Origin of the sequence: Streptomyces sp. NPDC001027 (assembly GCF_040299045.1) — a bacterium.
GTDB lineage: Bacteria > Actinomycetota > Actinomycetes > Streptomycetales > Streptomycetaceae > Streptomyces.
Genome location: NZ_JBEPBI010000031.1, coordinates 17,424 through 39,535 on the forward strand (window position 1 = coordinate 17,424; position 22,112 = coordinate 39,535).

The 22,112-nt window shown below is 71.9% G+C and carries 21 protein-coding genes, 1 pseudogene and 1 riboswitch; of the genes and pseudogenes, 11 read left to right on the top strand and 11 right to left on the bottom strand.

Annotation, left to right across the window (positions count from 1 at the left end):
* Positions 1-5: 5 nt before the first annotated feature.
* Positions 6-740, top strand: coding sequence for a pentapeptide repeat-containing protein (locus ABT300_RS12080; RefSeq protein ID WP_351674272.1), 735 nt, complete (start codon positions 6-8; stop codon positions 738-740).
* Between the two features lie 18 nt (positions 741-758).
* Here the strand turns inward: ABT300_RS12080 and ABT300_RS12085 are convergent, their stop codons facing one another.
* Positions 759-1,259: a hypothetical protein gene (locus tag ABT300_RS12085; RefSeq protein ID WP_351674317.1), complete on the bottom strand. Its 501-nt coding sequence runs from the start codon at positions 1,257-1,259 to the stop codon at positions 759-761.
* A 58-nt stretch (positions 1,260-1,317) separates the two neighbouring features.
* Here ABT300_RS12085 and ABT300_RS12090 point away from each other — a divergent pair, with 58 nt between their 5' ends.
* Positions 1,318-2,724 (top strand): M1 family metallopeptidase, encoded by a 1,407-nt coding sequence (locus tag ABT300_RS12090; protein ID WP_351674273.1) that lies wholly within the window; start codon positions 1,318-1,320, stop codon positions 2,722-2,724.
* Between the two features lie 51 nt (positions 2,725-2,775).
* Here ABT300_RS12090 and ABT300_RS12095 read toward each other — a convergent pair whose 3' ends face one another.
* From ABT300_RS12095 to ABT300_RS12105, 3 genes are all read right to left on the bottom strand, one after another.
* Positions 2,776-3,735: a bifunctional GNAT family N-acetyltransferase/NUDIX hydrolase gene (locus ABT300_RS12095; RefSeq protein WP_351674274.1), complete on the bottom strand. Its 960-nt coding sequence runs from the start codon at positions 3,733-3,735 to the stop codon at positions 2,776-2,778.
* An 88-nt stretch (positions 3,736-3,823) separates the two neighbouring features.
* Positions 3,824-5,419 carry a N,N-dimethylformamidase beta subunit family domain-containing protein gene (locus ABT300_RS12100; protein ID WP_351674275.1) on the bottom strand — a complete coding sequence of 532 codons (1,596 nt, stop codon included), beginning with the start codon at positions 5,417-5,419 and terminating at the stop codon, positions 3,824-3,826.
* Between the two features lie 261 nt (positions 5,420-5,680).
* Positions 5,681-6,256, bottom strand: coding sequence for a TerD family protein (locus ABT300_RS12105; RefSeq protein ID WP_057579155.1), 576 nt, complete (start codon positions 6,254-6,256; stop codon positions 5,681-5,683).
* A gap of 176 nt (positions 6,257-6,432) precedes the next feature.
* On the opposite strand from ABT300_RS12105, the gene arfB reads away from it, so the two are divergent.
* Positions 6,433-6,870, top strand: coding sequence for an alternative ribosome rescue aminoacyl-tRNA hydrolase ArfB (arfB, locus tag ABT300_RS12110; protein WP_319278050.1), 438 nt, complete (start codon positions 6,433-6,435; stop codon positions 6,868-6,870).
* Between the two features lie 24 nt (positions 6,871-6,894).
* Here arfB and ABT300_RS12115 read toward each other — a convergent pair whose 3' ends face one another.
* Positions 6,895-7,425 (bottom strand): GNAT family N-acetyltransferase, encoded by a 531-nt coding sequence (locus ABT300_RS12115; RefSeq protein ID WP_351674276.1) that lies wholly within the window; start codon positions 7,423-7,425, stop codon positions 6,895-6,897.
* A 102-nt stretch (positions 7,426-7,527) separates the two neighbouring features.
* A complete protein-coding gene (locus tag ABT300_RS12120) occupies positions 7,528-8,103 on the bottom strand; it encodes a flavin reductase family protein (RefSeq protein ID WP_452987245.1) in 576 nt (191 codons plus the stop codon).
* A gap of 348 nt (positions 8,104-8,451) precedes the next feature.
* On the opposite strand from ABT300_RS12120, the gene cdgB reads away from it, so the two are divergent.
* Both cdgB and ABT300_RS12130 read left to right on the top strand, forming a co-directional pair.
* Entirely contained in the window at positions 8,452-10,119 is a 1,668-nt protein-coding gene (cdgB, locus tag ABT300_RS12125; RefSeq protein WP_351674278.1) for a diguanylate cyclase CdgB, read from the top strand.
* Between the two features lie 147 nt (positions 10,120-10,266).
* Positions 10,267-11,220: a CBM35 domain-containing protein gene (locus ABT300_RS12130; protein ID WP_351674279.1), complete on the top strand. Its 954-nt coding sequence runs from the start codon at positions 10,267-10,269 to the stop codon at positions 11,218-11,220.
* Positions 11,221-11,254: 34 nt separating this feature from the next.
* On the opposite strand, the pseudogene ABT300_RS12135 reads toward ABT300_RS12130, so the two are convergent.
* The 3 genes and pseudogenes from ABT300_RS12135 to ABT300_RS12145 all read right to left on the bottom strand — a co-directional run.
* Positions 11,255-11,533, bottom strand: a pseudogene (locus ABT300_RS12135) (1-phosphofructokinase); the annotation flags it as partial.
* Positions 11,534-11,639: 106 nt separating this feature from the next.
* On the bottom strand, positions 11,640-12,884 hold the full coding sequence (gene nagA / locus ABT300_RS12140) for an N-acetylglucosamine-6-phosphate deacetylase (protein ID WP_351674280.1): 1,245 nt from the start codon (positions 12,882-12,884) through the stop codon (positions 11,640-11,642).
* Positions 12,884-13,825, bottom strand: coding sequence for an ROK family protein (locus ABT300_RS12145; RefSeq protein ID WP_351674281.1), 942 nt, complete (start codon positions 13,823-13,825; stop codon positions 12,884-12,886). Before ABT300_RS12145 ends, nagA begins: the two co-directional genes overlap by 1 nt.
* 165 nt (positions 13,826-13,990) lie before the next feature.
* On the opposite strand from ABT300_RS12145, the gene ABT300_RS12150 reads away from it, so the two are divergent.
* The 3 genes from ABT300_RS12150 (at position 13,991) to otsB (ending at position 16,576) form a co-directional block, all read left to right on the top strand.
* A complete protein-coding gene (locus tag ABT300_RS12150; protein ID WP_502977923.1) occupies positions 13,991-15,280 on the top strand; it encodes an ABC transporter substrate-binding protein in 1,290 nt (429 codons plus the stop codon).
* An 82-nt stretch (positions 15,281-15,362) separates the two neighbouring features.
* Positions 15,363-15,680 carry a DUF3263 domain-containing protein gene (locus ABT300_RS12155; RefSeq protein WP_502977925.1) on the top strand — a complete coding sequence of 106 codons (318 nt, stop codon included), beginning with the start codon at positions 15,363-15,365 and terminating at the stop codon, positions 15,678-15,680.
* 29 nt (positions 15,681-15,709) lie between these two features.
* On the top strand, positions 15,710-16,576 hold the full coding sequence (gene otsB, locus ABT300_RS12160; protein WP_351674283.1) for a trehalose-phosphatase: 867 nt from the start codon (positions 15,710-15,712) through the stop codon (positions 16,574-16,576).
* Between the two features lie 157 nt (positions 16,577-16,733).
* Here the strand turns inward: otsB and ABT300_RS12165 are convergent, their stop codons facing one another.
* Both ABT300_RS12165 and ABT300_RS12170 read right to left on the bottom strand, forming a co-directional pair.
* Positions 16,734-18,149 (bottom strand): alpha,alpha-trehalose-phosphate synthase (UDP-forming), encoded by a 1,416-nt coding sequence (locus tag ABT300_RS12165; protein ID WP_351674284.1) that lies wholly within the window; start codon positions 18,147-18,149, stop codon positions 16,734-16,736.
* Between the two features lie 146 nt (positions 18,150-18,295).
* Complete coding sequence (locus tag ABT300_RS12170) at positions 18,296-19,240, bottom strand: glucosyl-3-phosphoglycerate synthase (RefSeq protein WP_351674285.1); 945 nt, start codon at positions 19,238-19,240, stop codon at positions 18,296-18,298.
* A gap of 165 nt (positions 19,241-19,405) precedes the next feature.
* A riboswitch (SAM riboswitch) is annotated at positions 19,406-19,561 on the top strand.
* 18 nt (positions 19,562-19,579) lie between these two features.
* Here ABT300_RS12170 and thrC point away from each other — a divergent pair.
* From thrC to ABT300_RS12185, 3 genes are all read left to right on the top strand, one after another.
* Positions 19,580-20,878 carry a threonine synthase gene (thrC, locus tag ABT300_RS12175; protein WP_351674286.1) on the top strand — a complete coding sequence of 433 codons (1,299 nt, stop codon included), beginning with the start codon at positions 19,580-19,582 and terminating at the stop codon, positions 20,876-20,878.
* 107 nt (positions 20,879-20,985) lie between these two features.
* Positions 20,986-21,261, top strand: a complete 276-nt coding sequence (locus tag ABT300_RS12180; protein ID WP_351674287.1) for a MoaD/ThiS family protein — start codon at positions 20,986-20,988, stop codon at positions 21,259-21,261.
* A 451-nt stretch (positions 21,262-21,712) separates the two neighbouring features.
* Positions 21,713-21,919, top strand: coding sequence for a cold-shock protein (locus ABT300_RS12185; RefSeq protein WP_007493268.1), 207 nt, complete (start codon positions 21,713-21,715; stop codon positions 21,917-21,919).
* Positions 21,920-22,112 lie beyond the last annotated feature (193 nt).

Genomic DNA, 22,112 nt, shown 5'->3' on the forward strand with positions numbered 1-22,112 from the left:
GGGGAATGGCGAGGACGGGTTCAGGCACAGGGGCGGGCGCGCCCTCGGGCGCGGCGGCGAGGGGCGGGGCCGGGAGCAGAGGGGCTGCCGTGGTGAAGGGCGCACGGCGGCCGGAGGTGCGGCTGCCGGCGCTCGAGCCGTTCGCGGACGGGGAGCTGGAGCCGGACGGGGACTACGACGGCGTGGAGTTCCGTGAGCTGGATCTGACGGGGCAGGACGGCGGAGGCGCCCGGTTCATGGACTGTGCGGTGACGGGGTGCGCGCTGGACGGGACGCGGTTGCGGGGGGCCCGGGTCCTGGACTCCGTCCTCACCGGTCTGCGCGGCGTCGGCACGGATCTGGCGGAGGCGACGCTGCGTGACGTGGAGGTGCGCGATGCCCGCCTGGGCGGTGCGCAGCTGTACGGGGCGGTGCTGGAGCGGGTGGTGGTGCGCGGCGGCAAGATCGACTATCTGAATCTGCGTCAGGCGCGTTTGCGGGACGTCGTCTTCGAGGGATGCGTCCTGGTCGAGCCGGATTTCGGGGGTGCGCGTCTGGAGCGCGTCGAGTTCGTCGACTGCACCGTGAAGTCCGCGGACTTCACGGCGGCGACGCTGACCGACGTGGATCTGCGGGGGGCGGTGGAGCTGGGCATCGCGGGCGGTGTGGGCCGGTTGTCGGGCGCGGTGATCAGCGCGGCCCAGCTGCTGGATCTGGCGCCGGTGCTGGCGGCGGAGCTGGGGATCAGGGTGGAGGGCTGACGGGAGGTCCGGCGGGTGTCAGGCGACGCGGGGGAAGCGGGCCTGGAGCGTCCAGACGGCCGGGTTCTCGCCCAGGTCGTCGTGCAGGTCGATCAGGTCGGCGAGCAGGTCGTGCAGGAAGTCGCGGGCTTCGCGGCGGAGTTCGGCGTGCGAGAAGGTCAGCGGGGGTTCCTCGGCCGGCATCCAGTCGGCCTCGACGTCCACCCATCCGAAGCGGCGTTCGAAGAGCATGCGGTCGGTGGACTCGGTGAAGTCCAGTTCGGCGTGCTGCGGGCGGGAGGCGCGGGAGCCCGCCGGGTCCTGGTCGAGCTGCTCGACGATGTCGCACAGGGCCCACGCGAAGTCCAGTACCGGCACCCATCCCCAGGCTGTGGACACCTCGCGGTCCGCCTTGGTGTCGGCGAGGTAGACGTCTCCGCAGAACAGGTCGTGGCGCAGGGCGCGGACGTCCGCGCGGCGGTAGTCCGTCTGCGGGGGGTCCGGGAAGCGGTTGGAGAGGGCGTAGCCGATGTCGAGCACGTAGGCGATGGTGTCACGGCCCCGTGTCCCCGCCGGACGTCCCCATAGGATGACTGACATGTCCAGATCCGTGAAGTGTGCTCCGGGCGTGGCCGGGTTACTGGCGTGCAGCCTGGTCCTGGCCGGGTGCGTCGGCGGTGCGGGGGGCGGCTCCGAGGGCGCCGCGGGTCTGGGCGACCCGTACTTCCCGAAGGCGGGCAACGGCGGCTACGACGTCTCCCACTACGGCCTCACGCTCGCCTACGACCCGGGCGGCGGCCGGCTGACCGGCTCCGCCGTGATCACGGCCCGCGCGACCCGGGATCTGTCCGCGTTCCACCTGGACTTCGCGGGCATGGAGGTGGCGGCGGTGACGGTCGAGGGCGCGGCGGCCGACTTCCGGCGGGACGGCCAGGAGCTGACCGTGCGTCCTTCGGACTCGCTGGCCGAGGGCGAGACCTTCGAGGTGGCGGTCCGCTACTCCGGCAGCCCGCGCACGATCACCGATCCGGACGGTTCGAAGGAGGGCTGGCTGCGCACCGCGGACGGGGCGCTGGCCCTCGGTGAGCCGGTCGGCTCGATGGCCTGGTTCCCGGGCGATCACCACCCGTCCGACAAGGCGGCCTACGACATCGCCGTCACCGTCCCGGAGGGGCTGACGGCCGTCTCGAACGGGGAGTTGCGGAGCCGGAAGCCGGCGGGCGGCGGCCGTACGACGTTCTCCTGGCGGACCGAGGAGCCGATGGCGAGCTATCTGGCCACGGTCGCGATCGGCGTCTACACGGTGACCGCTTCCACGACCGAGGACGGTCTGCCGGTGTACGTCGCGGTCGACCCGACGCAGGCGGCGGCCGGCCGTGCGGTGCTGGCCCGGCTGCCCGAGGTGATGGAGTGGGCGCAGGACAACTTCGGCCCCTACCCCTTCTCGTCGGCCGGGGCGATCGTCGACCGCTCCGAGGACGCCGCGTACGCGCTGGAGACCCAGAGCCGTCCCGTCTACCCGGGCGCCCCCGACCTGCCGACGTTGGTGCACGAGACCGCCCATCAGTGGTTCGGCGACTCCGTGACGCCGAAGAGCTGGCAGGACATGTGGCTCAACGAGGGGTTCGCGACCTACGCGGAGTGGCTGTGGGCGGAGGACGAGGGCGGCGCCACGGCGGAGGAGACGTTCACCGGGCTCTACGACCACGGCGTCGAGCGGTACGCGAACCTGTGGGACTTCCCGCCTGCGAAGCCGACGAGCGCCGCCCATGTCTCCGAGGTCCCGGTCTACCAGCGCGGCGCGATGGTGCTGCACCGCATCCGGCAGACGGTCGGCGACGACGCCTTCTACGACATCGTGCAGGGCTGGGCCGCAGCCCATCGGCACGGGAACGCCGACACGCGCGCCTTCACGGCGTACGTGGAGAAGGCGGCGCCGGACGCGGACTTCGACGACATCTGGGCGGACTGGCTGTACGGGGAGGGCAGACCGGAGCTCCCCTGAGGCCTCTTCGTCCCGTCCGGTCCGTTCCCCCTGCCGGGGACGCCGTCGGGGTCAGCTCGCGGGGTGCGTCGCGTCGTGTTCGTCGAGCAGCCGGGCGAGGTCGGACGGCCAGACGGGCTCGGCGAGCGCGTGCAGTTCCCGCCGGGTCCACCAGCGCCAGGTGAGGATGCCGTCGGCGGCGTGGGCGGCGGCCAGGTCGGGGCCGGCGGGTTCGCGGTGCGGGCCCGGGGTGACGTAGATGTGCTCGTGCTGGTGGACGAGGACGTCGAAGCGGGTGAAGGCGTGTTCCCAGGTGCACAGGAGGGGCCCGGGCTCCAGGTCGTTCCAGCCGGTCTCCTCGCGCAGCTCGCGCCGGGCGCCCTCGCGGGGCGACTCGCCTTCCTCGATTCCGCCGCCGGGCAGGGCCCAGTGCGGGCCGACGTCGGGGTTGACGTACCGGAAGAGGAGGACGGAGCCGTCGGGGTCGACGACGGCGACGCGGGCGGCTCGGCGAAACCGGGGCAGCGGCTTGCGCAGCACGGCGCAGGGGCGCCCGTGCTGCAGATCGGGGCGGTGGCCGATCACCTCGTATCCGAGGGCCGTCCAGAACGCGAGGCCCCGGGGGTTGGCGTCGAGCACGGCGAGCCGGACGCCGGTGCGGCCGTCCGCCCGGAACCGCTCCTCGATCTGCTCGGCGATCCGGCGGCCGTGTCCCTGCCCCTGCTCGGCCGCGTCGACCATCAGCAGGCCGATCCAGGGGTCCGGGTCGGCGGGGTCGGGGTGCCGGGCCAGGGTGATGACCACCCCGACCAGCCTTCCGCCGCTGCGGGCCAGCAGCACCTCCCCCCCTTCGGTCGCCGCCTGTTCCGCGAGCGCCGCCGCCACCTGCTCCGGCCGGATGTCGTGCGGGTCCGGGAAGTCGCCGCTGAGGGCCTGGAACTCGCGGTTGGAGGCGTAGAGGGCGGTCAGCTCGGTGAGGAGGGGGCCCGGGATGTCGTGGCCGGGGGCCAGGGGGAGGGCAGTCAGGATCATGGGCCGCAGGGTAGGCCCGCCGACCGATCGAACCCCGACCATTTTTCAGAGACCGGTTCCCGGTGATCAGAGACCGGGTCCTGGACGGTCAGACTCCGACCGATTCCTCTCCGATCTGGCCGCGTGAGAGCAGCATCCGTTCGAGGAGGTTGCGTGTCGCGCGCTCGACGCGGGGGTCGTGGTGGTCCTCGTCCTGGAGGGCGAGGGGCCAGAAGAAGGTGCCGGCGGCGAAGACGAGGGTGCCGCCCTCGTGTTCGGTGAGGCCGGTGTTCTGGATGCGCCGCTTGTGGCCGCTGCCCTTGGCGGACTTGTAGCGGTAGGGGGACTCCGACAGGAGGGTGCGGGTGGCGCCCTTCGGGGACGGCATCTTGCTGTCGTAGCCGTCGGCCTCGACTGCCACGAGGTGGGGGATCTCCTCGCCGTCCTTGAGCCCGGTGCCCTCCCAGAACCAGTGGTCCGGCCGGCGCACGACCAGCGGCGCGGGCTTGGCCAGGATGCCGTTGTACTGGACGCCTAGCACGCCCTGTTCGGCGCGTCCGCACTTCTTGCCGTGCTTGTCCTGCAAATCGCGCCAGCGCTCGGTGGGTCCGTTCGCGTCGGGGGACGGGTCCGGGGCGGTCTTGTAGCAGGCGACGGTGCGGGACGGTGTGCCGTCGGCCGCGCCGGTGAGCCGAATGTGGAAGTAGACGTTGTTGGCCGCGAGGAAGGCGATGTGGGTGCCGACGCCCACGGCCTTCTCCAGGACGTCCCGCATGGGCTTCGACCAGTACTCGTCGTGGCCGGGGAAGATCATCGCCGTGTAGCGCTCGGGGTCGATCCGGCCTTCGTGCAGGTCGGCGCTAGTGGCGTACGTCACGTCGTGGCCCTCGGACTCCGCCCAGCGCGTGAACGCGACGTCCAGCTCGGCCCACCGGGGCAGACCGTGGTCGGAGTAGGGGCGGTCGAACGACACCTGGAACGCGCGGTGGTTGCTGTCCGCGACCGCTCCGGGGCGGGGGTAGCCCCGGTAGAGGTTCTTTCCGGTGCGGCCGTCCATGGGCCATTGGTTGTAGGCCTGGTAGGTGGTGAAGGGAAGGACCACCAGGAGGTCCGACGCGCGGTTCTGCTCGCGGACGACGAACGGGGTGCAGCTGCGGTGGCCGTCCTCGGCCTCGAAGACGGCCACGTAGACGCCCGATATCCAGGCGCCGGGGACGCGGTACGTCCAGGACGGGCGCCAGTCGCACACGATCGCGCCGGTCTCGGGGTGCGGGGCGGGGGTGGGCTGCCGCGAGCCGGTGAGCTGCGGACCGGTGGCCATCAGGCGGCCGCCCTCGCCGTCGTAGTGGCCGAGCCGGTAGAGGGTGATGCGGAAGGGCTGCGGGGTCCGGACGGACACATGGAAGGAGATCTGTTCACCGGGGGCGACGGAGGTCGTCGACGCGTAGCCGTGGATCTGCCCCACACGGTCCTTGGTGCTGAGGCGGGCGTCCGCAGGGACCTCCCAGTCGGGCGTCCCCTCGTGCGTGTTCTCGTTCACGACCGGGTTGGCGCCCGTGGCGGTGGCCTTGCGGACGGTCGGCGGGGACGCGGACGGGGGCTCTGCGGGGGTCTCACGGTAGGCGTAGGCCGCTCCGATCCCGGCGGCGGCGACCGCCCCCACCCCGAACGTACCCATGGCCCTGCGACGACTGACGACGGACATGTGGAACAGGCCCCCCTGGCACCGGCACACGGTCCGCGCACGTGCTGTTCACTCGTCGCACCGCCGTGTGGACTGTCAAACCTCTCTGCTGCATGCGCGACGGCTGGCTGTCGCACTGCAGGCTCGGGGCGGTGACGGTCGAGCGACTGGTCGAGCCGCTGGTCACATGAAGACCGCCCGCCCTCCTGATAGAGGGCGGGCGGTCCGGTGAGGTTGCCTGGGACGCCTCGGTTGTTCGAACGTCGTGTGACGCTCGGGTGATCAGACGCTGACGCCGAAGTCCTGGGCGATGCCCACGAGGCCCGACGCGTAACCCTGGCCGACCGCGCGGAACTTCCACTCCGCGCCGTTGCGGTAGAGCTCGCCGAAGACCATGGCCGTCTCGGTGGCCGCGTCCTCCGAGAGGTCGTAGCGGGCGATCTCGGCCCCGCCGGCCTGGTTGACGATGCGGATGTAGGCGTTGCGGACCTGGCCGAAGTTCTGCGAGCGGTTCTCCGCGTCGTAGATCGAGACCGGGAAGACGATCTTGTCGATGTCGGCGGGGAGACCCGCCAGGTTCACGTTGATCGCCTCGTCGTCGCCCGCGCCCTCGCCGGTGCGGTTGTCGCCGGTGTGGACGATGGTCTGGTCCGGCGTCTGCTTGTTGTTGAAGAAGACGAAGTGACCGTCGGAGTACACCTTGCCCTGGAGGTTGACCGCGATCGCGGAGGCGTCGAGGTCGAAGTCCGTGCCGGTGGTGGTGCGGACGTCCCAGCCGAGGCCCACGGTGACGGCGGTCAGGCCCGGAGCCTCCTTGGTGAGCGAGACGTTGCCACCCTTGGACAGGCTTACAGCCATGGTTGGGAGTCCTTCCCTCGTTGCGTACGGCTTCGTACGGGCTTCGTACGGGCACGAAGCTACAGCTATCCCTATGAACGCAGCGAAGGGTGCTCAAGGTTCCCCGCAACTCCGCGTTTCTTTACTTTCTTTACCGAGGGATATTCGCGTGACTCGGGCCGGTCCGGGGCGGGAACATGGTGGGCATGTCTGGTCCCTATGTCGTCCGCGGCTCTGTCTCGCTTCCCGAGGCCGAGCTCATGTGGCGTTTCTCGCGGTCTTCGGGGCCGGGCGGGCAGCACGTCAACACCAGCGACTCCCAGGTGGAGCTCCGCTTCGACCTCGCCCGCACCGAGGCGTTCCCCGAGGTGTGGAAGGCGCGGGCGCTCGAGCGGCTTGCCGGGCGGCTCGTCGACGGCGTCGTCACCGTCCGGGCCTCGGAGCACCGCTCCCAGTGGCGCAACCGCGAGACCGCCGCCGTACGCCTCGCCGCCCTGCTCGCCGAGGCCACCGCCCCGCCGCCCAAGCCGCGCCGGCCGACCCGGATCCCGCGCGGGATCAACGAGCGCCGGCTGCGGGAGAAGAAGCAGCGCTCCGACACGAAGCGGGGCAGGACCGGCCGAGACTGGTCGTGACGCCGGGGCGGGTTCGCCCCGGCTTCAGGGCCGGTCCAGGCGCAGGACGCCGACCGTCTCGCCCTCGCTCTTCTCGCCGTTCTTGCGAAATCCCAGCCGCAGATAGAAGCCCTCCGGACCGTGCTCGCCCTCGTGCCAGGTCACGTACATCTCCTGGACGCCGCGGCGGCGCAGTTCCGCGGCGACCGACTCCACGGCGAACCGGCCGTAGCCGCGGCCCTGTTCCCCGGCGGCGATGTTCAGCCGCCACAGGCCGGAGCGGAGCACGGGGACGTCGCCGGCGCCGTCGGTCCAGTCGATGTCGACGAACGCCATCAGGAAGCCGACGGGACGGTCGCCGTCCATGATCAGGCGGGGCCAGGCGACGCCCGGAGGATGGACGTAGGCCTCGGCGAGGGACGCCATCACGGGGGAGACCGCGAACTCCTGGTCGGGGCGGACGCGAATGCCGGTCGCGGCCCTGAAGTTGTCGGGCGTGATCTCGACGAGACGCGGCCCGGAAGGGGTTGTGTCGGCTCCGCCGGTGCTGTCGGTCCGGTCTGTCGCGCGGGTCATGCGGGCACCCTAGGCGCAGCGGTCGCGGCGCGGCCACGGCATTTCGGCGACCCGGCGCCCCGCATCTCGACGCTCCGGCGCACGGGCCTGCAGCGTCAGCCGTCAGCCCAACTGGCGGTAGCGGCCTCGGAAGTAGACCAGGGGGCCGCCGTCCGCGCTCGGGGTCGCGGCGGTCAGGACGCGGCCGATCACCAGGGTGTGGTCGCCCGCCGGGACGCGTTGCTCGGTGGTGCATTCCAGGGTGGCCAGCGCGCCGCCGACCAGGGGCGCGCCGGTGGCCTCGCCGCGTTCGTACGGGATGTCCTCGAAGAGCAGGCGGTCGCTGATGCGGCCCTTCATGGCGAAGCGGCCGGCGATGTGCCGCTGGCTCTCGGAGAGGACCGACACCGCCCACCGGGGCTGTTCGTCGAGCAGGTCGTCCATCCGGGAGCCGTTGCGCAGGCTGACCATGACCAGAGGCGGGTCCAGGGAGACGGACACGAAGGCGGTGGCGGTCATGCCGACGTCCTCGCCGTCCGGCGCCCGGGGGTCGTCCGGGTCCAGGGAGGGCTCCCGGGCGGTCACCAGGACCACGCCGTCGGCGAGCCGGGACATGGCGGCGCGGAACTCGTCGTTGCTCACCCCCTCAGCATGCCCGGAGGGGGTCTTCGGCACGGAGTCGATCACGTCGGTGGGCACGCTCGGAACGCTAGTGTCCGGGCGATGCCCGCCGCATCGGACCTCCGCCCGAGTAGGGTCGTAGGACCGTGGACCCATCACCGCGTTCCGTGCGCCGACGGCTGCTGTCCGTGTTCAGGAAACGCACAGGAAAAACGCGGAAACTCCACTCAAATGTTCACGTTCATCTGTGACTTGAGTCACAAGGCGCACTAATTGTTGACCCTGTGTACCGAGTGGGCAGCGCGCTGTGATTCAGTGGCGGAGGCGTCACAACAAGACACACACCGACAACGAAGCACCAGAAACGACGTTGCGCCGAAGACAACCCTTGATTCGCTGCGAAGTCTCGGGGGGAGGGCGAAACACATGGAGACCGAGTCGGAGCCGTACGTCCGTCTTGCGTCCCTGCGACAGCTGCACCAGGTCATGGCCGACATGAACACGGCCCGCAGCCTGGCCGACACACTGCAGACCGTCGCCGACGGCGTGGTCACGGCACTCGGGTACGAGCTGGCGTGCGTCAACCTCGTGCGCGCCGACGGCGATCTCGTGGTCGCCGCCTTCTCCGGCAACCCGGCGGCCGAGGCCCTCATCACGGGCCGGGTCGGATCGCGCGAGTCCTGGGAGCGCCGCCTCGGCATGGGCGAGACCTGGGGCGACCTGATCTTCATACCGCACACCGAGGGCTGGGTCCTCGACGACGACGACGTCCCGCAGTGGTACACCGACGGGCCCGCGCCGCGCTTCGAGGACGAGTGGCACCCCTCGGACCGGCTCTTCGCGCCCATGTACACGCCCGCCGCGCCCGGCAGCGGCGACGCCTGCGGCGAGCTGATAGGCGTCCTGTCCGTGGACCGGCCGCGCAACGGACGCCGTCCCGGCGCATGGGGGCGCGAAGCGCTCCAGATGTACGCCTTCCAGGCCGCCATCGCCATCAGCAACGCGCGTCTACGTGCGAACATGCAGCGGGCGCTGGTCCGGCTCGAACGTGAGCAGCAGGCCCTGCGGGCCAGCGAGGAAAGCTTCCGGCAGGCCTTCGAGTACGCCCCCTCCGGCATGGCGATAGCCGAGATGGGCGGCGACCAGCACGGGCGCATACTCCGCACCAACGACGCGCTGTGCCGCCTGCTGGGCCGGCCCGCCTCCGCGATGCGCCGCTACTCCTTCTCCGACCTCGTCCACCCCGAGGACATAGGCACCCTGCTCCGGACTTCCGCCGAAGGCGGCCGCGCGGAGCTGCGCCTCGGCCGCCGGGACGGCACCTACCTCTGGGTCAGCCTCCGCAACTCCGTCGTCGCCGACGCCGCCGACGGGCCCCGCTTCCTCCTCACCCACGTCGAGGACATAGAGGAGCGCAAGCGCCGCGAGCTGCAGCTCGCCCACCGCGCCTCCCACGACTCCCTCACCGGCCTGCCGAACTCGGCGGAGCTGCGCTCGCGGCTGTCCGCCCGGCTCTGCCAGCGGCCCCTGTCGGCCCACCCCGCCGCCGTCGACGCCATGGACACCGCCTACGGCCACGCCGCCTTCGACGCCAACGGCCACGGCTTCGACTACCGGCCGGGCGGCGCCGAGTCCTTCGACGGCTACGACCACCATGTGCACACCGCCGCCCCCGAGGACGGGCGCGACGACGGCGCCAAGGGGCTCGCTGTCCTCTTCTGCGACCTCGACGGCTTCAAGTCGATCAACGACCGGTTCGGGCACAACGCAGGCGACGCGGTCCTCATCGAGGTGGCCCGCCGGCTGTCCCGCCAGGTCCGCGACGGCGACACGGTCGCCCGGCTCGGCGGCGACGAGTTCGTGATCCTCGCCGACGGCCTCGGCCGCGCCGACGCCGCCGACCTCGCCGTACGCCTGCGCAACGAGATCATCCAGCCGATCCGCGCCGAGGGGCGGGCGGTGCGGGTGGGCGCCAGCTTCGGCATCGGCTGGGCGCATTGCGGGATGACCGCGGACGAAGTGCTGAAGTCCGCCGACGAGCGCATGTACGTCGAGAAACGATCTCGTCCCAAACAGCACAGGCGTGCGGGATGATCGCCAGGTCAGCGGCCCTGCCGCCGCGTTGATGCGATCCGAGTCACCCGTTTGGGCGGTGGGGACCGGGTAGGCTCGCAGTTCTCACACGTATGGACACGCGTACGCGTGTCGCATCGGCCCCGCACTGTTGAGGAGTACGAAGGGATGACGCCCGGCAATAACGGCGCGAGCACGCCCGAGGACGACGACCCGTTCGGTTACCTCTACGCCGACGGCCAGGCGAACGGCGCGCAGCCGCCCTCCGGCGGATACGGCTACCCGAACTCCGTGGGCCGGGTGCGTGCGGTCGGCGAGCGCCAGTACGGCCAGCAGCCGCAGCAGCAGACCGCGCAGTACGGCCAGCCGCCCACGGTTCCGCAGCAGGGCGCGTACGGCCAGCCGAACGCGCACTACGCCGCGCCCGAGAACTTCGCCGCCGGCGGCGGTCCCTCGACCGGCCGCCAGCCCGTGCAGGGCGGCGGCGGCCGTGGCGGCGGGCCCAACACCAAGGGTCTGCTGATCGGCGCGGTCGCGGTGGTCGCCGCGGTCGTGATCGGCATCGTGGTGGTCGTCACCAACGGCGACAAGGGCACCGACGACGACAAGGCGGGCGGCGGCGCCTCCGCTCCCGCCTCCGCCCCGGCGAGCCCGTCGCCCAGCGCGTCGAACACCGGCGACGCCAACGAGACCGAGCTGCCTGCGGTCGACGCGAAGGCGCTGAGCCTGACGGGCGGCACGACCACGGCGTCCGACGTGAAGGGCGCGAAGGCGGACGGCGGGATCTACGTCACGAACTTCAACACCGCCGGCGCGGCGCTCACCTGGAACGTCAGCGGCATCCCCGAGGACGGCAAGTACACGCTGAACGTGAACTTCGGGGTGCCCGGCAAGGACGCCAAGGCCACGCTCACGATCAACGGCACGGCGCAGAACCGTCTGCTGAACCTCGCGAACTTCGCCAATGCCCCGGAGGGCGACTACGCCAAGGGCTGGACCAAAACCTGGGCGAACCTCACCCTCAACAAGGGCACCAACACCATCAAGATCTCCTGTGAGCAGGGCAATTCCTGCGACGTCAACTTCGACCAGCTGTGGCTTGAGGCGGGCTGGAGGAGCTAGGTCGCCGCTCTTCCCTCGTCCCTGACCGACACCCGCGGGCGGGCGGGGCGGCCCGCCAGCCGCCCTCCGGGTGGCCGCGAGCAGACCCTGCGCGCCGAGTGAGGCCGCCACGGCGTGCGCGCCGCGCCGGCGGGCGTCCCGGGCAGCGCGCAACGGCTCGTGGGAGCCGGTCAGTTCGGCCAGTTCGTCCGCGTCCGGCTTGACGACGTCCGGGCGGGCGGCGACGCCCCGGCTCCCCGCCGGTGTCCAGCAGCGCGGGGACGCCCGCGGCCCGTCCCGCCCGTATCAGGCCCGCGAACGCGCCCATCGGCACGGAGCGCGCCCGCCGGCACGAGCGCGTCCACCACGCGCGCGTCCGCGTTCCCGGCCGTCGCGGCGAGCAGCTCCCGCACGATCCGGCCGGTGGCCCCGCGGGTGTTTCAGGCGAGGTCGGGGGGCGCTGTCCAGACGCCCTTGCGCATCACGCCTCTGATCTCGAAGGCGTCGTCCAGCAGGACCAGGTCGGCGTCCTTGCCCGGTTCCAGGGAGCCGACGCGGTCGTCGAGGCCCAGCAGGCGGGCCGGGTTGGCGGACAGCGCGGCGACGACGTCCTCGACGGGGAGGCGGTCGATCGTCACCGCCCGCTGGAAGGCGCGGTCCTGGGTGAGGGTGGAGCCGGCGATGGAGCCGCCCTCCACGAGACGTGCCACGCCCTCGCTGACCTCGACCTCCAGCGGGCCGAGCAGATAGCGGCCGTCGCCGATGCCGGCGGCGTCCATCGCGTCCGTGATGAACGCGACCCGGCCCGGGCCCGCGTGACGGAACGCCAATTCGAGGGCGGCCGGGTGCAGATGCGTGCCGTCGTTGATCAGCTCGACCGTCACCCGTTCGTCCTCCAGGAGGGCGGCGATCGGGCCGGGGGCGCGGTGCCCGAGGGGCGGCATCGCGTTGAAGAGGTGGGTGGCGACGGTGGCTCCGGCCTCGATGGCCTGAACGGTCTGCTCGTAGGTGGCGTCGGTGTGGCCGACGGCCGCGATCACGCCGTGCTCGGCGAGCAGCCGTACGGAGTCCAGGCCGCCCGGCAGTTCGGTCGCCAGGGTGACCATCCTGGCGTGGCCGCGCGCCGCGTCGACCAGCTTGCGCACCTCCGCCGGGTCCGGGTCGCGCAGCAGGGCCTCGGAGTGCGCGCCCTTGCGGCAGGGCGAGATGAACGGGCCCTCGAAGTGGATGCCGGCCAGGTCGCCCTGTTCGGCCAGTTCGCTCAGCAGGCCGGCCTGGCGGACGAGGACGTCCATGTCGTCGGTGACGGTGGAGGCGACCAGGGTGGTGGTGCCGTGCGCCCGGTGGGTGCGGACGGCTCTCAGGACGTCCTCGGCCGAGCCGGAGAAGGAGGCGCCGCCGCCGCCGTGGTTGTGCAGGTCGACGAAGCCGGGGACCAGCCAGTGGCCGGACACGTCGAGCACGTCGGTCACGCCGGATGCGTCGGATGCGTCGAGGGTGTCGATCGCGTCGGCGTCCTGACCGGCGCCGTGCCGGGGCGTGGCCGTGATCTTCGTGCCGGTGACGGTGACGCGGCCGCCCGGGACCGTGCCCGTCGGCAGGACCACCCTGGCGCCGGTCAGCGTCTGCGGGCGGTGCGATGCGGTCGGCTGCGCAGTGCCCCGCGTCCCTGGGGGGGTGGCCATCAGGGTGTTACCTCCATGCCGTCGGTCGTGTTGAGGAGATCCCAGGCCAGGAGGCCCGCGCCGAGGCATCCGGCGCTGTCGCCCAGGGCCGCCGGGACGATCTCCGGCAGCTTCTGGAAGGTCACGCGCCGCCGGACGGCGTCCCGCAGCGGTGTGAACAAGGCTTCCCCCGCCTCGGCCAGCCCGCCACCGATGACGAGCGTGCGCGGGTCCAGCAGGGTGAGGCCGGTGACCAGGCCGTCGGCGAGGGCGTCCACGGCGCTCTGCCAGACGCGGAGGGCCCTGGGGTCGCCGGACGAAAAGGCCTTCGCGCAGTCCGCGGCGTCCGCCTCCGGGTCGCCGACGGCCGCCGCCCACGCCTCGCCGACCGCCGCCGCGGACGCGAACCGTTCCAGGCAGCCGCGCTGCCCGCAGGGACAGGGGGCGCCGCCGGGCCGTACGACGATGTGGCCGATCTCGCCCGCGAAGCCGTGCGCGCCCGCCTCCACCCGGCCGTCGACGCCGATCGCGCCCGCGATGCCGGTGCCCAGAGCCACGAACAGGAAGCGGTCCGCGCCCCGGGCGGCGCCGATCCGGCCCTCGGCGAGACCGCCGGTGCGCACGTCGTGACCGAGGGCGACCGGGGCGCCGAGGCGTTCGGCGAGCCGGGCGCGCAGCGGCACGTCCCGCCAGCCCAGGTTGGCCGCGTAGACGGCGACGCCGCCGGCCTCGTCGACGATGCCGGGCACGGCGACGCCGGCCGCGGCGGCGGGCTCGCCGAACTGCCGGGCGCCGTGCTCGCGCAGGTCGGCGGCGAAGTCGAGGATGCCGGCGACCACGGCGTCGGGTCCGCGCTCGCGGCCGGTGTCCCTGCGGGCCCGGTGCAGCAGTGCGCCTTCCGCGCCGACCAGGGCGGCCTTCATCCCGGTGCCGCCCACGTCCAGGGCGATGACATGTCTCACGGGGGACAGTGTGGACCGAGGACCCGCGAGAGGTCTAGTCCACTCGCGGTTGTGGGGGTACCGTGCCGGACCGGAGGCCCGGAGAGGTCTGGACCATATCGTGTGGTGTAGACCTTGATCCGGATATCGGTCCATTGGTATGAGCAATCAGTTGGGAGCAGTGCGGTGCAGCGGCGGGCACGAAAGTCAGCAATGATCACGGCAGGCGTGGCGGGGGTGTCTGCCCTCGGCCTGGCCGCGGTCCTCACCGGCTGCGGACTGACCGCCGGCTCCGACGACGTCACCCTCAGACTCGTCGCCGCCGACTACGGCGACAGCAGCGCCAACAGCTCGAAGAAGTACTGGGACGGGCTCGTCGCCGCGTACGAGAAGGACCACCCGGGGGTCACCGTCGACGTGAGCGTGTACTCCTGGAACGACGTCGACGCGAAGGTCAAGGCCATGGTCGACGCGGGCGACGCCCCCGACATGGCCCAGATCGGCGCCTACGCCGACTACGCGGCCGACGACCTGCTCTACAAGGTGGGCGACGTGCTCTCCATCCCCGTCGAGGCCGACTTCGTACCCCAGCTCGCCCGGGCGGGCCAGGTGCGCGGAGTGCAGTACGGCATGCCGTTCGCCTCCTCCACCCGGCTGCTGTTCTACAACAAGGCCCTCTTCGCGAAGGCCGGCATCAGTGCGCCCACCACCTGGGCCGAGCTCGCGAAGGACGCGCGGGCGCTGAAGAAGGACGGCGTGAAATACCCCTACGCCCTGCCGCTGGGCCCCGAGGAGGCGCAGGCCGAAACCCTGCAGTGGCTGCTCAGCGGCCGGGGCGGCTACACCCAGACGGTCAGCAGCTACAGCTTCGACTCCGCGGAGAACGTCGAGACCCTCGACTGGCTGAAGACCGACCTGGTCGGCAAGGGCCTGACCGGGCCCGTCGCGCCGGGCAAGCTGAACCGGGCCACCGCGTTCGCCGCCTTCGCCGCCGGAGACGTGGGCATGCTCAACGGGCACCCCTCGCTGATGAAGGCGGCCGCCGCCAAGGGCGTCGAGTTCGGCATGGTGCCGATGCCGGGCGTCGACGGCCCCAGCAAGACCTCGCTGGGCGTCGCCGACTGGATGACCGCCTTCAAGCGGGGCGGGCACGGCGACGAGATCGGCGACTTCCTCGACTTCGTCTACAGCGAGCAGAACGTGCTGGACTTCTCCCACGAGTACGACCTGCTGCCGGTCACCGCCTCCGCGTCCCAGGTCATGGGCTCGGCCGCGCAGGACGCCGACCTGAAGCCGTTCCTCGCCGAGCTCCCGCTGTCCGAGAGCTACCCCGTCGGGCGGACCTCGTGGGCGAAGGTCAGCGCGGAGATCAAGAAGCGGATCGGCCGGGCCGTGACCGCGAACGGCAGCCCCGCCGACGTGCTCGGCGGCCTGCAGACCACCGCGACGACGCTGGAGAGCGCCGCCGGCGAATGAGCCGGACGGGCCGGACGGGCCGGACAAGCCGTTTGGGCCGGATGTCAGCGGCGGGCGTTACCGTGCGGGCATGGAGGCGGGCATGGAGGCGAGTGGGGAACGGCCGGCAGACGCGGACGGGCCGGAGGCGGACGCGCGGGATTCGGACGGCCTGGCGGCGGACGGGCTGGGGGCGGACGGACTGGGGGCGCGGGAGCGCGGCATCCTCGCCCTCGAACGGCGGGGGTTCCACGGCCCCGGCGCGAAGGAACGGGCGATACGCGAGGAACTGGACCTGTCGCCGGTGCGCTACTACCAGCTCCTCAACGCCCTCCTCGACGACGCCCGCGCGCTGGCCCACGACCCGGTCACGGTGAACAGGCTGCGCAGGGTGCGAGAAGCGAGGCGCACGGAGCGTTAGCGGCGGCGCTCGCTGGTTATCGTCCCTGTATGGGCACCCCACAGACGCACTCCACGGCATCCGGCCCCCTCCCCGTTCCGGTGACCCCGGCGGGCCGCGCGGGGCTCGACGCGATCGTCGGCCGCCCGGAGGCCGCCCTCGTCGCCCTCGACTTCGACGGCACCCTCGCCCCCATCGTCGAGAACCCGCAGGACGCCCGGGCGCACCCCGACGCCGTCCCCGCGCTCGCCGCGCTCGCCCCGAAGGTCGCCGGCGTGGCCGTCGTCACCGGCCGGCCCGCCGAGGTCGCCGTACGGCACGGCGGATTTGCCGGGGTCGAGGGGCTGGGCCGGCTCACCGTGCTCGGCCACTACGGCGCCGAGCGCTGGGACGCCCGCACCGGCGCCCTCACCGCCCCCGAACCGCACCCCGGCGTGGCCGCCGTCCTGGCCGCGCTCCCGCAGGTCCTCGCGGCCGCCGGAGACCGGCCCGGCGTCTGGATCGAGGAGAAGGGCGGCCGTGCCGTCGCCGTCCACACCCGGCGCGCCGACGACCCGCAGGCCGCCTTCGACGCCCTGAGCGGCCCCCTCACCGACCTCGCGGCCCGGCACGGCCTGATCGTCGAACCCGGCCGCATGGTCCTGGAGCTGCGCCCGCCGGGCATGGACAAGGGCGTGGCCCTGCTGGACCACGTCCGCGAGACGGGCGCCCGGTCCGTGCTCTACGCCGGCGACGACCTCGGCGACCTCCCCGCCTTCGCCGCCGTCGGGAGACTGCGCGCCGACGGCGTGCCCGGCCTGCTGGTGTGCAGCGGCAGCGCGGAGGTCGGCGAACTGGCCGAGCGCGCGGACCTCGTCGTCGACGGACCCGCCGGGGTCGTACGGCTGCTGCGGCAGCTGGCTGCTCAGCTCGGCTGAATCGCGTACGGCGGAGCGGCCGAGTCCGGGCATGGCCGTCGGCGGCCGGCCGCCGAGAGCGGCCGCGCCGGGGGCGGGGGGCTCGGCTGGTTGCGGAGCGGGCGGGCCGGGGCCGACTGTCGGCGGTCGGTCCCGGTCCGTACGGCCGGCTGGCCGCTCAGCTCGGCTGAATCGCGCGCAAAGCGTTCAGCTGGTCCAGGAACCAGCGGGCCGGGGGCAGCGCGGTCGCCGCCGCGGCCAGCCGCTTCGTGCGCTCGGCCCGCTCCTCCGGCGCCATGGACAGCGCCTCGTGCAGGGCGCGGGCGGTCTCCAGGACGTCGTACGGGTTCACCGTGATCGCGTCCTCGTGCAGCTCCCAGTACGCGCCCGCCTCCCGGGACAGCACCAGGGCGCAGCCCTCGTCGGAGACGACCGGGACCTCCTTGGCGACCAGGTTCATGCCGTCGCGGATCGGGTTGACCAGCGCCACGTCCGCGAGGCGGTAGGAGGCGAGGGAGCGGGCGAAGTCGTCCTTGAGGTTCAGCAGCACCGGGGTCCAGCCGGGCGTGCCGTAGCCGGCGTTGATCTCGTCCGTCAGGCGCCGCACCTCGGCCATGTAGTCCCGGTAGACGGCGAGGTCCTGGCGGGAGGGGTAGGCGAAGGCCACGTGGACGACCCGTTCGCGCCACTGCGGGTGGTCGTCGAGCAGCTGCCGGTAGGCCAGCAGCCCGCGCACGATGTTCTTCGACAGCTCGGTGCGGTCGACGCGGACGATGGCCTTGCGGCCCTCGCCGATCTCCTCGCGCAGCGCCGCCAGCCGCTCCTCGACGTCCGGCCGGTGCGCGCGCTCGCGCAGGAAGTCGGCGTCCGCGCCGAGACCGTGCACGCCGACCTCGGCGCCGCCCAGGCCGCCCGCGGACTGCTCGCAGCACGCGGTGAAGGCGTCCGCCCAACGCCGGGTGAGGAAGCCCAGCCGGTCCGCGCCGAGCATGCCCCGCAGCAGCTGCTCGCGAATGTCCTGGGGGAGCAGGGCGAAGTAGTCCGGGGGCGCCCACGGCGTGTGCGAGAAGTGCCCGATCCGCAGGTCGGGACGGAGCTCGCGGAGCATGCCGGGGACGAGACACAGGTGGTAGTCCTGGACCAGCACCGCCGCGCCCTCCGCCGCCTCCTCGGCGAGCGCCTCCGCGAAGGCCCGGTTGTACGTCTCGTAGGCGGCCCACTGACGGCGGAACTCCGCGTCGAAGACGGGCTCCAGCGGGGTCTGGTACAGCAGGTGGTGGACGAACCAGAGCACCGAGTTGGCGATGCCGTTGTACGCGTCGGCGTGCACGTCGGCCCGGACGGGCAGCATCCGCACGCCCTCCTCGCCGACCCCGCGCCGGACCGCCTCGCGGTCGCCGTCGGAGAGCGCCGAGCACACCCAGAGCGCGCCGGCGTCGGGGCCGATGGCCGACAGACCGGAGACCAGTCCGCCGCCGCCGCGTCTGGCGTGCAGCGAGCCGTCCTCGCGCACCTCGTAGGAGACCGGACCGCGGTTGGACGCGACCAGCACCTCGGCGCCCCGGGCGGCAGACGTGTCGTGCGTGGAAGCCATAGACCTCAACCTAGCCCGCTCTGTAAACGCTCAAACGTACGGTCGCGCTGCGTGGAGGGGCGGTATCCGGCCGTGTCGCCGCCGGTCGCCGCCGCCGGTCGGCGCGAACCGGCCCGCCGCGGGGGACAGCGGGCGGCGGTACGCGCTCAGGCCACTCTGCGTCGCGCGTACTCCGCGATGTCCGTCATCGGCGGTCGTTCCTCCGTGTCCACGGAGTAGGTGTGCGGCTCGAAGCCGTCCGGGCCGCGCTCGAACTGGGTGAGGGCCGGGCGGACGAGATGGCCGCGGGCCAGCCGCAGCTGGGCGGTGCGGTAGATCGCCGCCGCCATCCGGCCCAGGGCCTGGCCGTCCTGGTGGCGGTGCCTGCGCACGCCGACGTCGACCTGGGCGAGGGCGTCGAGACCCACCAGGTGCAGGGCGTCGACCAGCATGCCCAGCTCCACGCCGTACCCCACGGGGAAGGGCAGCTGCTCCAGCAGGCTCCGGCGGGCCGCGTACTCGCCGCCGAGCGGCTGCACGAACCCGGCGAGCTGCGGCCAGTGCATGTTGAGCAGGGGGCGGGCCATCAGCTCGGTGACCCGGCCGCCCTGCCCGGCCGCGCCGCCCAGCGGGCGGTCGTACATGGCCTTGACCAGGTCCACGTCCGGATCGGTGAGCAGCGGGCCGACGATCCCCGAGACGAAGTCGGAGGAGAACTCCCGCAGGTCGGCGTCGATGAAGCAGACCACGTCCCCGCGGGTGACCAGCAGCGAACGCCACAGCACCTCGCCCTTGCCGGGCACGGCGGGGAGGCGGGGGAGTATCTCGTCGCGGTGGACGACGCGCGCGCCCGCCGCCGCGGCGACCGCGGACGTGCGGTCGGTCGATCCGGAGTCGACCACCACGATCTCGTCGACGAGCGGGACCTGCTGCATGAGGTCGTGACGGATCACGGCGACGATCTCGCCGACCGTCTCCTCCTCGTTGAGCGCGGGCAGCACGACGCTCACCGACTGGCCGGTGCGCTGTTTGGCGGCGAGAATCCGGTGCAGCGGGCGGTCCGTCAGGGACCAGGAACGGGTGCTCAGCCAGCGCTCGACTTCTTCCAGCACGTCGGCGGCTCCTCTGCGTTCTCTCGGCGAGTACGGTCCTGCGTGATCCATCTCGCGGTTCGGACGACTATCTCAACTGTCCTGGCCTTCGGTTACAGTCTTGAACAACGCGGGTGACCATCGCATGTCAGGGTCATCGGCGCACACAGATCAACAACCGCATACCGCTCATCCAGAGGGGCAGAGGGACACGGCCCGATGAAGCCCCGGCAACCCTCCAGTCGGTTCTCGTGGATCACTGTTGATCGTTCAGCGAGGCTCCCGGCTCGGGAAGGTGCCAAATCCGTCTCACGGCGAAGTGCGTCGTGAGGAAGATGAGGAGAAAGGGCCTCGCCTCACATGGCTGCGCAGACTGTTGCAAGCACCACGGACTCTACGACCTCCGCTGTCGACCTCGGTCCGGCCACCGCGTTGAGCTGCCGCGAGTGCGGCCACCGCGTCCCCCTCGGTCCGGTCTTCGCGTGCGAGGAGTGTTTCGGCCCGCTCGAGATCGCGTACGACTTCGCCTCCTACGACACGGAGGAGCTGCGCAAGCGCATCGAGGCGGGACCCGCGAACATCTGGCGCTACGCGCCGCTGCTGCCCGTCCCGGCGGACGTGGCCGACAAGCCGAACATCAACCCCGGCTGGACCAAGCTCGTGCAGGCCGACAACCTCGCCCGCGAGCTGGGCGTCGACGCCGGCAAGCTCTTCGTCAAGGACGACTCCGGCAACCCGACCCACTCCTTCAAGGACCGGGTCGTCGCCCAGGCCATCGAGGCCGCCCGCGCGTTCGGCTTCACCACGCTCTCCTGCTCCTCCACCGGCAACCTGGCCGGCGCGGTGGGCGCCGCCGCGGCCCGCGCCGGCTTCCGCTCCTGCGTGTTCATCCCGCACGACCTGGAGCAGGGCAAGGTCGTCATGGCCGCGATCTACGGCGGCGAGCTCGTCGGCATCGAGGGCAACTACGACGACGTCAACCGCTTCTGCTCCGAGCTCATCGGCGACCCGGCGGGCGAGGGCTGGGGCTTCGTCAACGTCAACCTGCGGCCGTACTACGCCGAGGGCTCCAAGACGCTGGCGTACGAGATCTGCGAGCAGCTCGGCTGGCGGCTGCCCGACCAGCTCGTGGTGCCGATCGCCTCCGGCTCGCAGCTCACGAAGATCGACAAGGGTCTGCAGGAGCTGATCAAGCTCGGGCTGGTCGAGGACAGGCCGTACAAGATCTTCGGCGCGCAGGCCGAGGGCTGCTCCCCGGTGTCCGTGGCCTACAAGGCCGGGCACGACGTGGTCCGCCCGCAGAAGCCGAACACCATCGCCAAGTCGCTGGCCATCGGCAACCCGGCGGACGGTCCGTACGTCCTCGACATCGCGCGGCGGACGGGCGGCGCGGTGGAGGACGTGAACGACGAGCAGGTCGTCGACGCGATCAAGCTGCTGGCGCGCACGGAGGGCATCTTCGCGGAGACGGCCGGCGGCGTGACCGTGGGCGTGGCGAAGAAGCTGATCGAGAACGGTCTGCTGGACCCGACGAAGACGACCGTCGTCCTGAACACCGGCGACGGCCTGAAGACCCTGGACGCGGTGGCCGGCACCGGACTCACCGCGACGATCCGCCCGAACCTGGACTCTTTCCGAGAGGCTGGCCTCGCATCATGAGCGGGGCGCTCCGCTAGGAGACCGTACGCGCGCTGCGGGCCGGGTGGGGCTGGTCGCGCAGTTCCCCGCGCCCCTGAGGCCGACTACCTGACCGGAGATCACACACCATGAGCGTCACTGTTCGCATCCCGACCATCCTGCGCACCTACACCGGCGGCCTGGCCGAGGTCTCGGCCGAGGGCGCGACCCTCGGCGAGGTCATCTCCGACCTGGAGAAGAACCACACCGGCATCGCGGCGCGCGTCCTGGACGACCAGGGCAAGCTGCGGCGGTTCGTCAACGTGTACGTGAACGACGACGACGTCCGCTTCGAGCAGGGTCTGGAGACGGCGACTCCGGCCGGCGCCGGCGTCTCGATCATTCCGGCCGTCGCCGGTGGCTGACCGCTGTTCAGTACCGGCGGGTAGTAACCGTCGGTAACAGCGATTACCGAGAGTTCATCCAATTGCCCTCTCCGCGATAGAAGCGGAGGGGGCAATTCAGTGTGGTTGAGCGCGGTACAGTTGGGGAACCCGGTCCTGATCACCGGTTCCGGGGCCTTTTGTTTACGCCCGAGCCCGACAAGAAGCAGCCAAAGTGTGCGCTGCTTATGTGGCTTATGTGGCTTTTGCAGGGCCCGACTTGCCCTGAATTCTGGCGAATTTGCGCCACATTCCGGATCTCACGCGTCCAGAATTCTCGTCCGACTGACCTGTTGCAGAGGGCAGTTGGGCAGATACATTCAGCCGCGGTCGACGCGTTCCGGCGCACGCCCCCAACCAACTGGGGGGTGAGGTCTGACCCGGATCCACGAAGTGTGGATCTGTGCAAGGGCCAGTAATAGGGGAGTTAGGCATGGCTCAGGGCACCGTCAAGTGGTTCAACGCGGAGAAGGGGTACGGCTTCATCGCGGTCGACGGTGGTGCGGATGTTTTCGTCCACTACAGCGCGATTCAGATGGACGGCTACCGCACCCTGGAAGAGGGTCAGCGGGTCGATTTCGAGATCTCGCAGGGCCAGAAGGGGCCGCAGGCGGACATGGTCCGTCTCGCGACCGGCTGAAGCACGCGCCGACTGACAGCGTCGTTCTTCTGTTTCATCTTCGAAGGGCTCGCGCCTCCTGGGGCGCGAGCCCTTCGGCATGCTCCGGGACGGGGACAGGGGTGGGCGCCGGTGCCCCGCCGACGCGCGCGCACCGACCCGGACGCCCCCTGTTCACCTGCGGATCGTCCCGAGGCGCTTGCACTCGGCATGG

Bases quoted from the DNA above. Each gene is read 5' to 3' on its own strand.
- ABT300_RS12080 (WP_351674272.1), top strand. From the start codon at position 6: ATGGCGAGGACGGGTTCAGGCACAGGGGCGGGCGCGCCCTCGGGCGCG.
- ABT300_RS12090 (WP_351674273.1), top strand. From the start codon at position 1,318: ATGTCCAGATCCGTGAAGTGTGCTCCGGGCGTGGCCGGGTTACTGGCG.
- ABT300_RS12095 (WP_351674274.1), bottom strand. From the start codon at position 3,735: ATGATCCTGACTGCCCTCCCCCTGGCCCCCGGCCACGACATCCCGGGC.
- ABT300_RS12100 (WP_351674275.1), bottom strand. From the start codon at position 5,419: ATGTCCGTCGTCAGTCGTCGCAGGGCCATGGGTACGTTCGGGGTGGGG.
- ABT300_RS12105 (WP_057579155.1), bottom strand. From the start codon at position 6,256: ATGGCTGTAAGCCTGTCCAAGGGTGGCAACGTCTCGCTCACCAAGGAG.
- arfB (WP_319278050.1), top strand. From the start codon at position 6,433: ATGGTGGGCATGTCTGGTCCCTATGTCGTCCGCGGCTCTGTCTCGCTT.
- ABT300_RS12115 (WP_351674276.1), bottom strand. From the start codon at position 7,425: ATGACCCGCGCGACAGACCGGACCGACAGCACCGGCGGAGCCGACACA.
- cdgB (WP_351674278.1), top strand. From the start codon at position 8,452: ATGGAGACCGAGTCGGAGCCGTACGTCCGTCTTGCGTCCCTGCGACAG.
- ABT300_RS12130 (WP_351674279.1), top strand. From the start codon at position 10,267: ATGACGCCCGGCAATAACGGCGCGAGCACGCCCGAGGACGACGACCCG.
- nagA (WP_351674280.1), bottom strand. From the start codon at position 12,884: ATGGCCACCCCCCCAGGGACGCGGGGCACTGCGCAGCCGACCGCATCG.
- ABT300_RS12155 (WP_502977925.1), top strand. From the start codon at position 15,363: ATGGAGGCGAGTGGGGAACGGCCGGCAGACGCGGACGGGCCGGAGGCG.
- otsB (WP_351674283.1), top strand. From the start codon at position 15,710: ATGGGCACCCCACAGACGCACTCCACGGCATCCGGCCCCCTCCCCGTT.
- ABT300_RS12165 (WP_351674284.1), bottom strand. From the start codon at position 18,149: ATGGCTTCCACGCACGACACGTCTGCCGCCCGGGGCGCCGAGGTGCTG.
- thrC (WP_351674286.1), top strand. From the start codon at position 19,580: ATGGCTGCGCAGACTGTTGCAAGCACCACGGACTCTACGACCTCCGCT.
- ABT300_RS12180 (WP_351674287.1), top strand. From the start codon at position 20,986: ATGAGCGTCACTGTTCGCATCCCGACCATCCTGCGCACCTACACCGGC.
- ABT300_RS12185 (WP_007493268.1), top strand. From the start codon at position 21,713: ATGGCTCAGGGCACCGTCAAGTGGTTCAACGCGGAGAAGGGGTACGGC.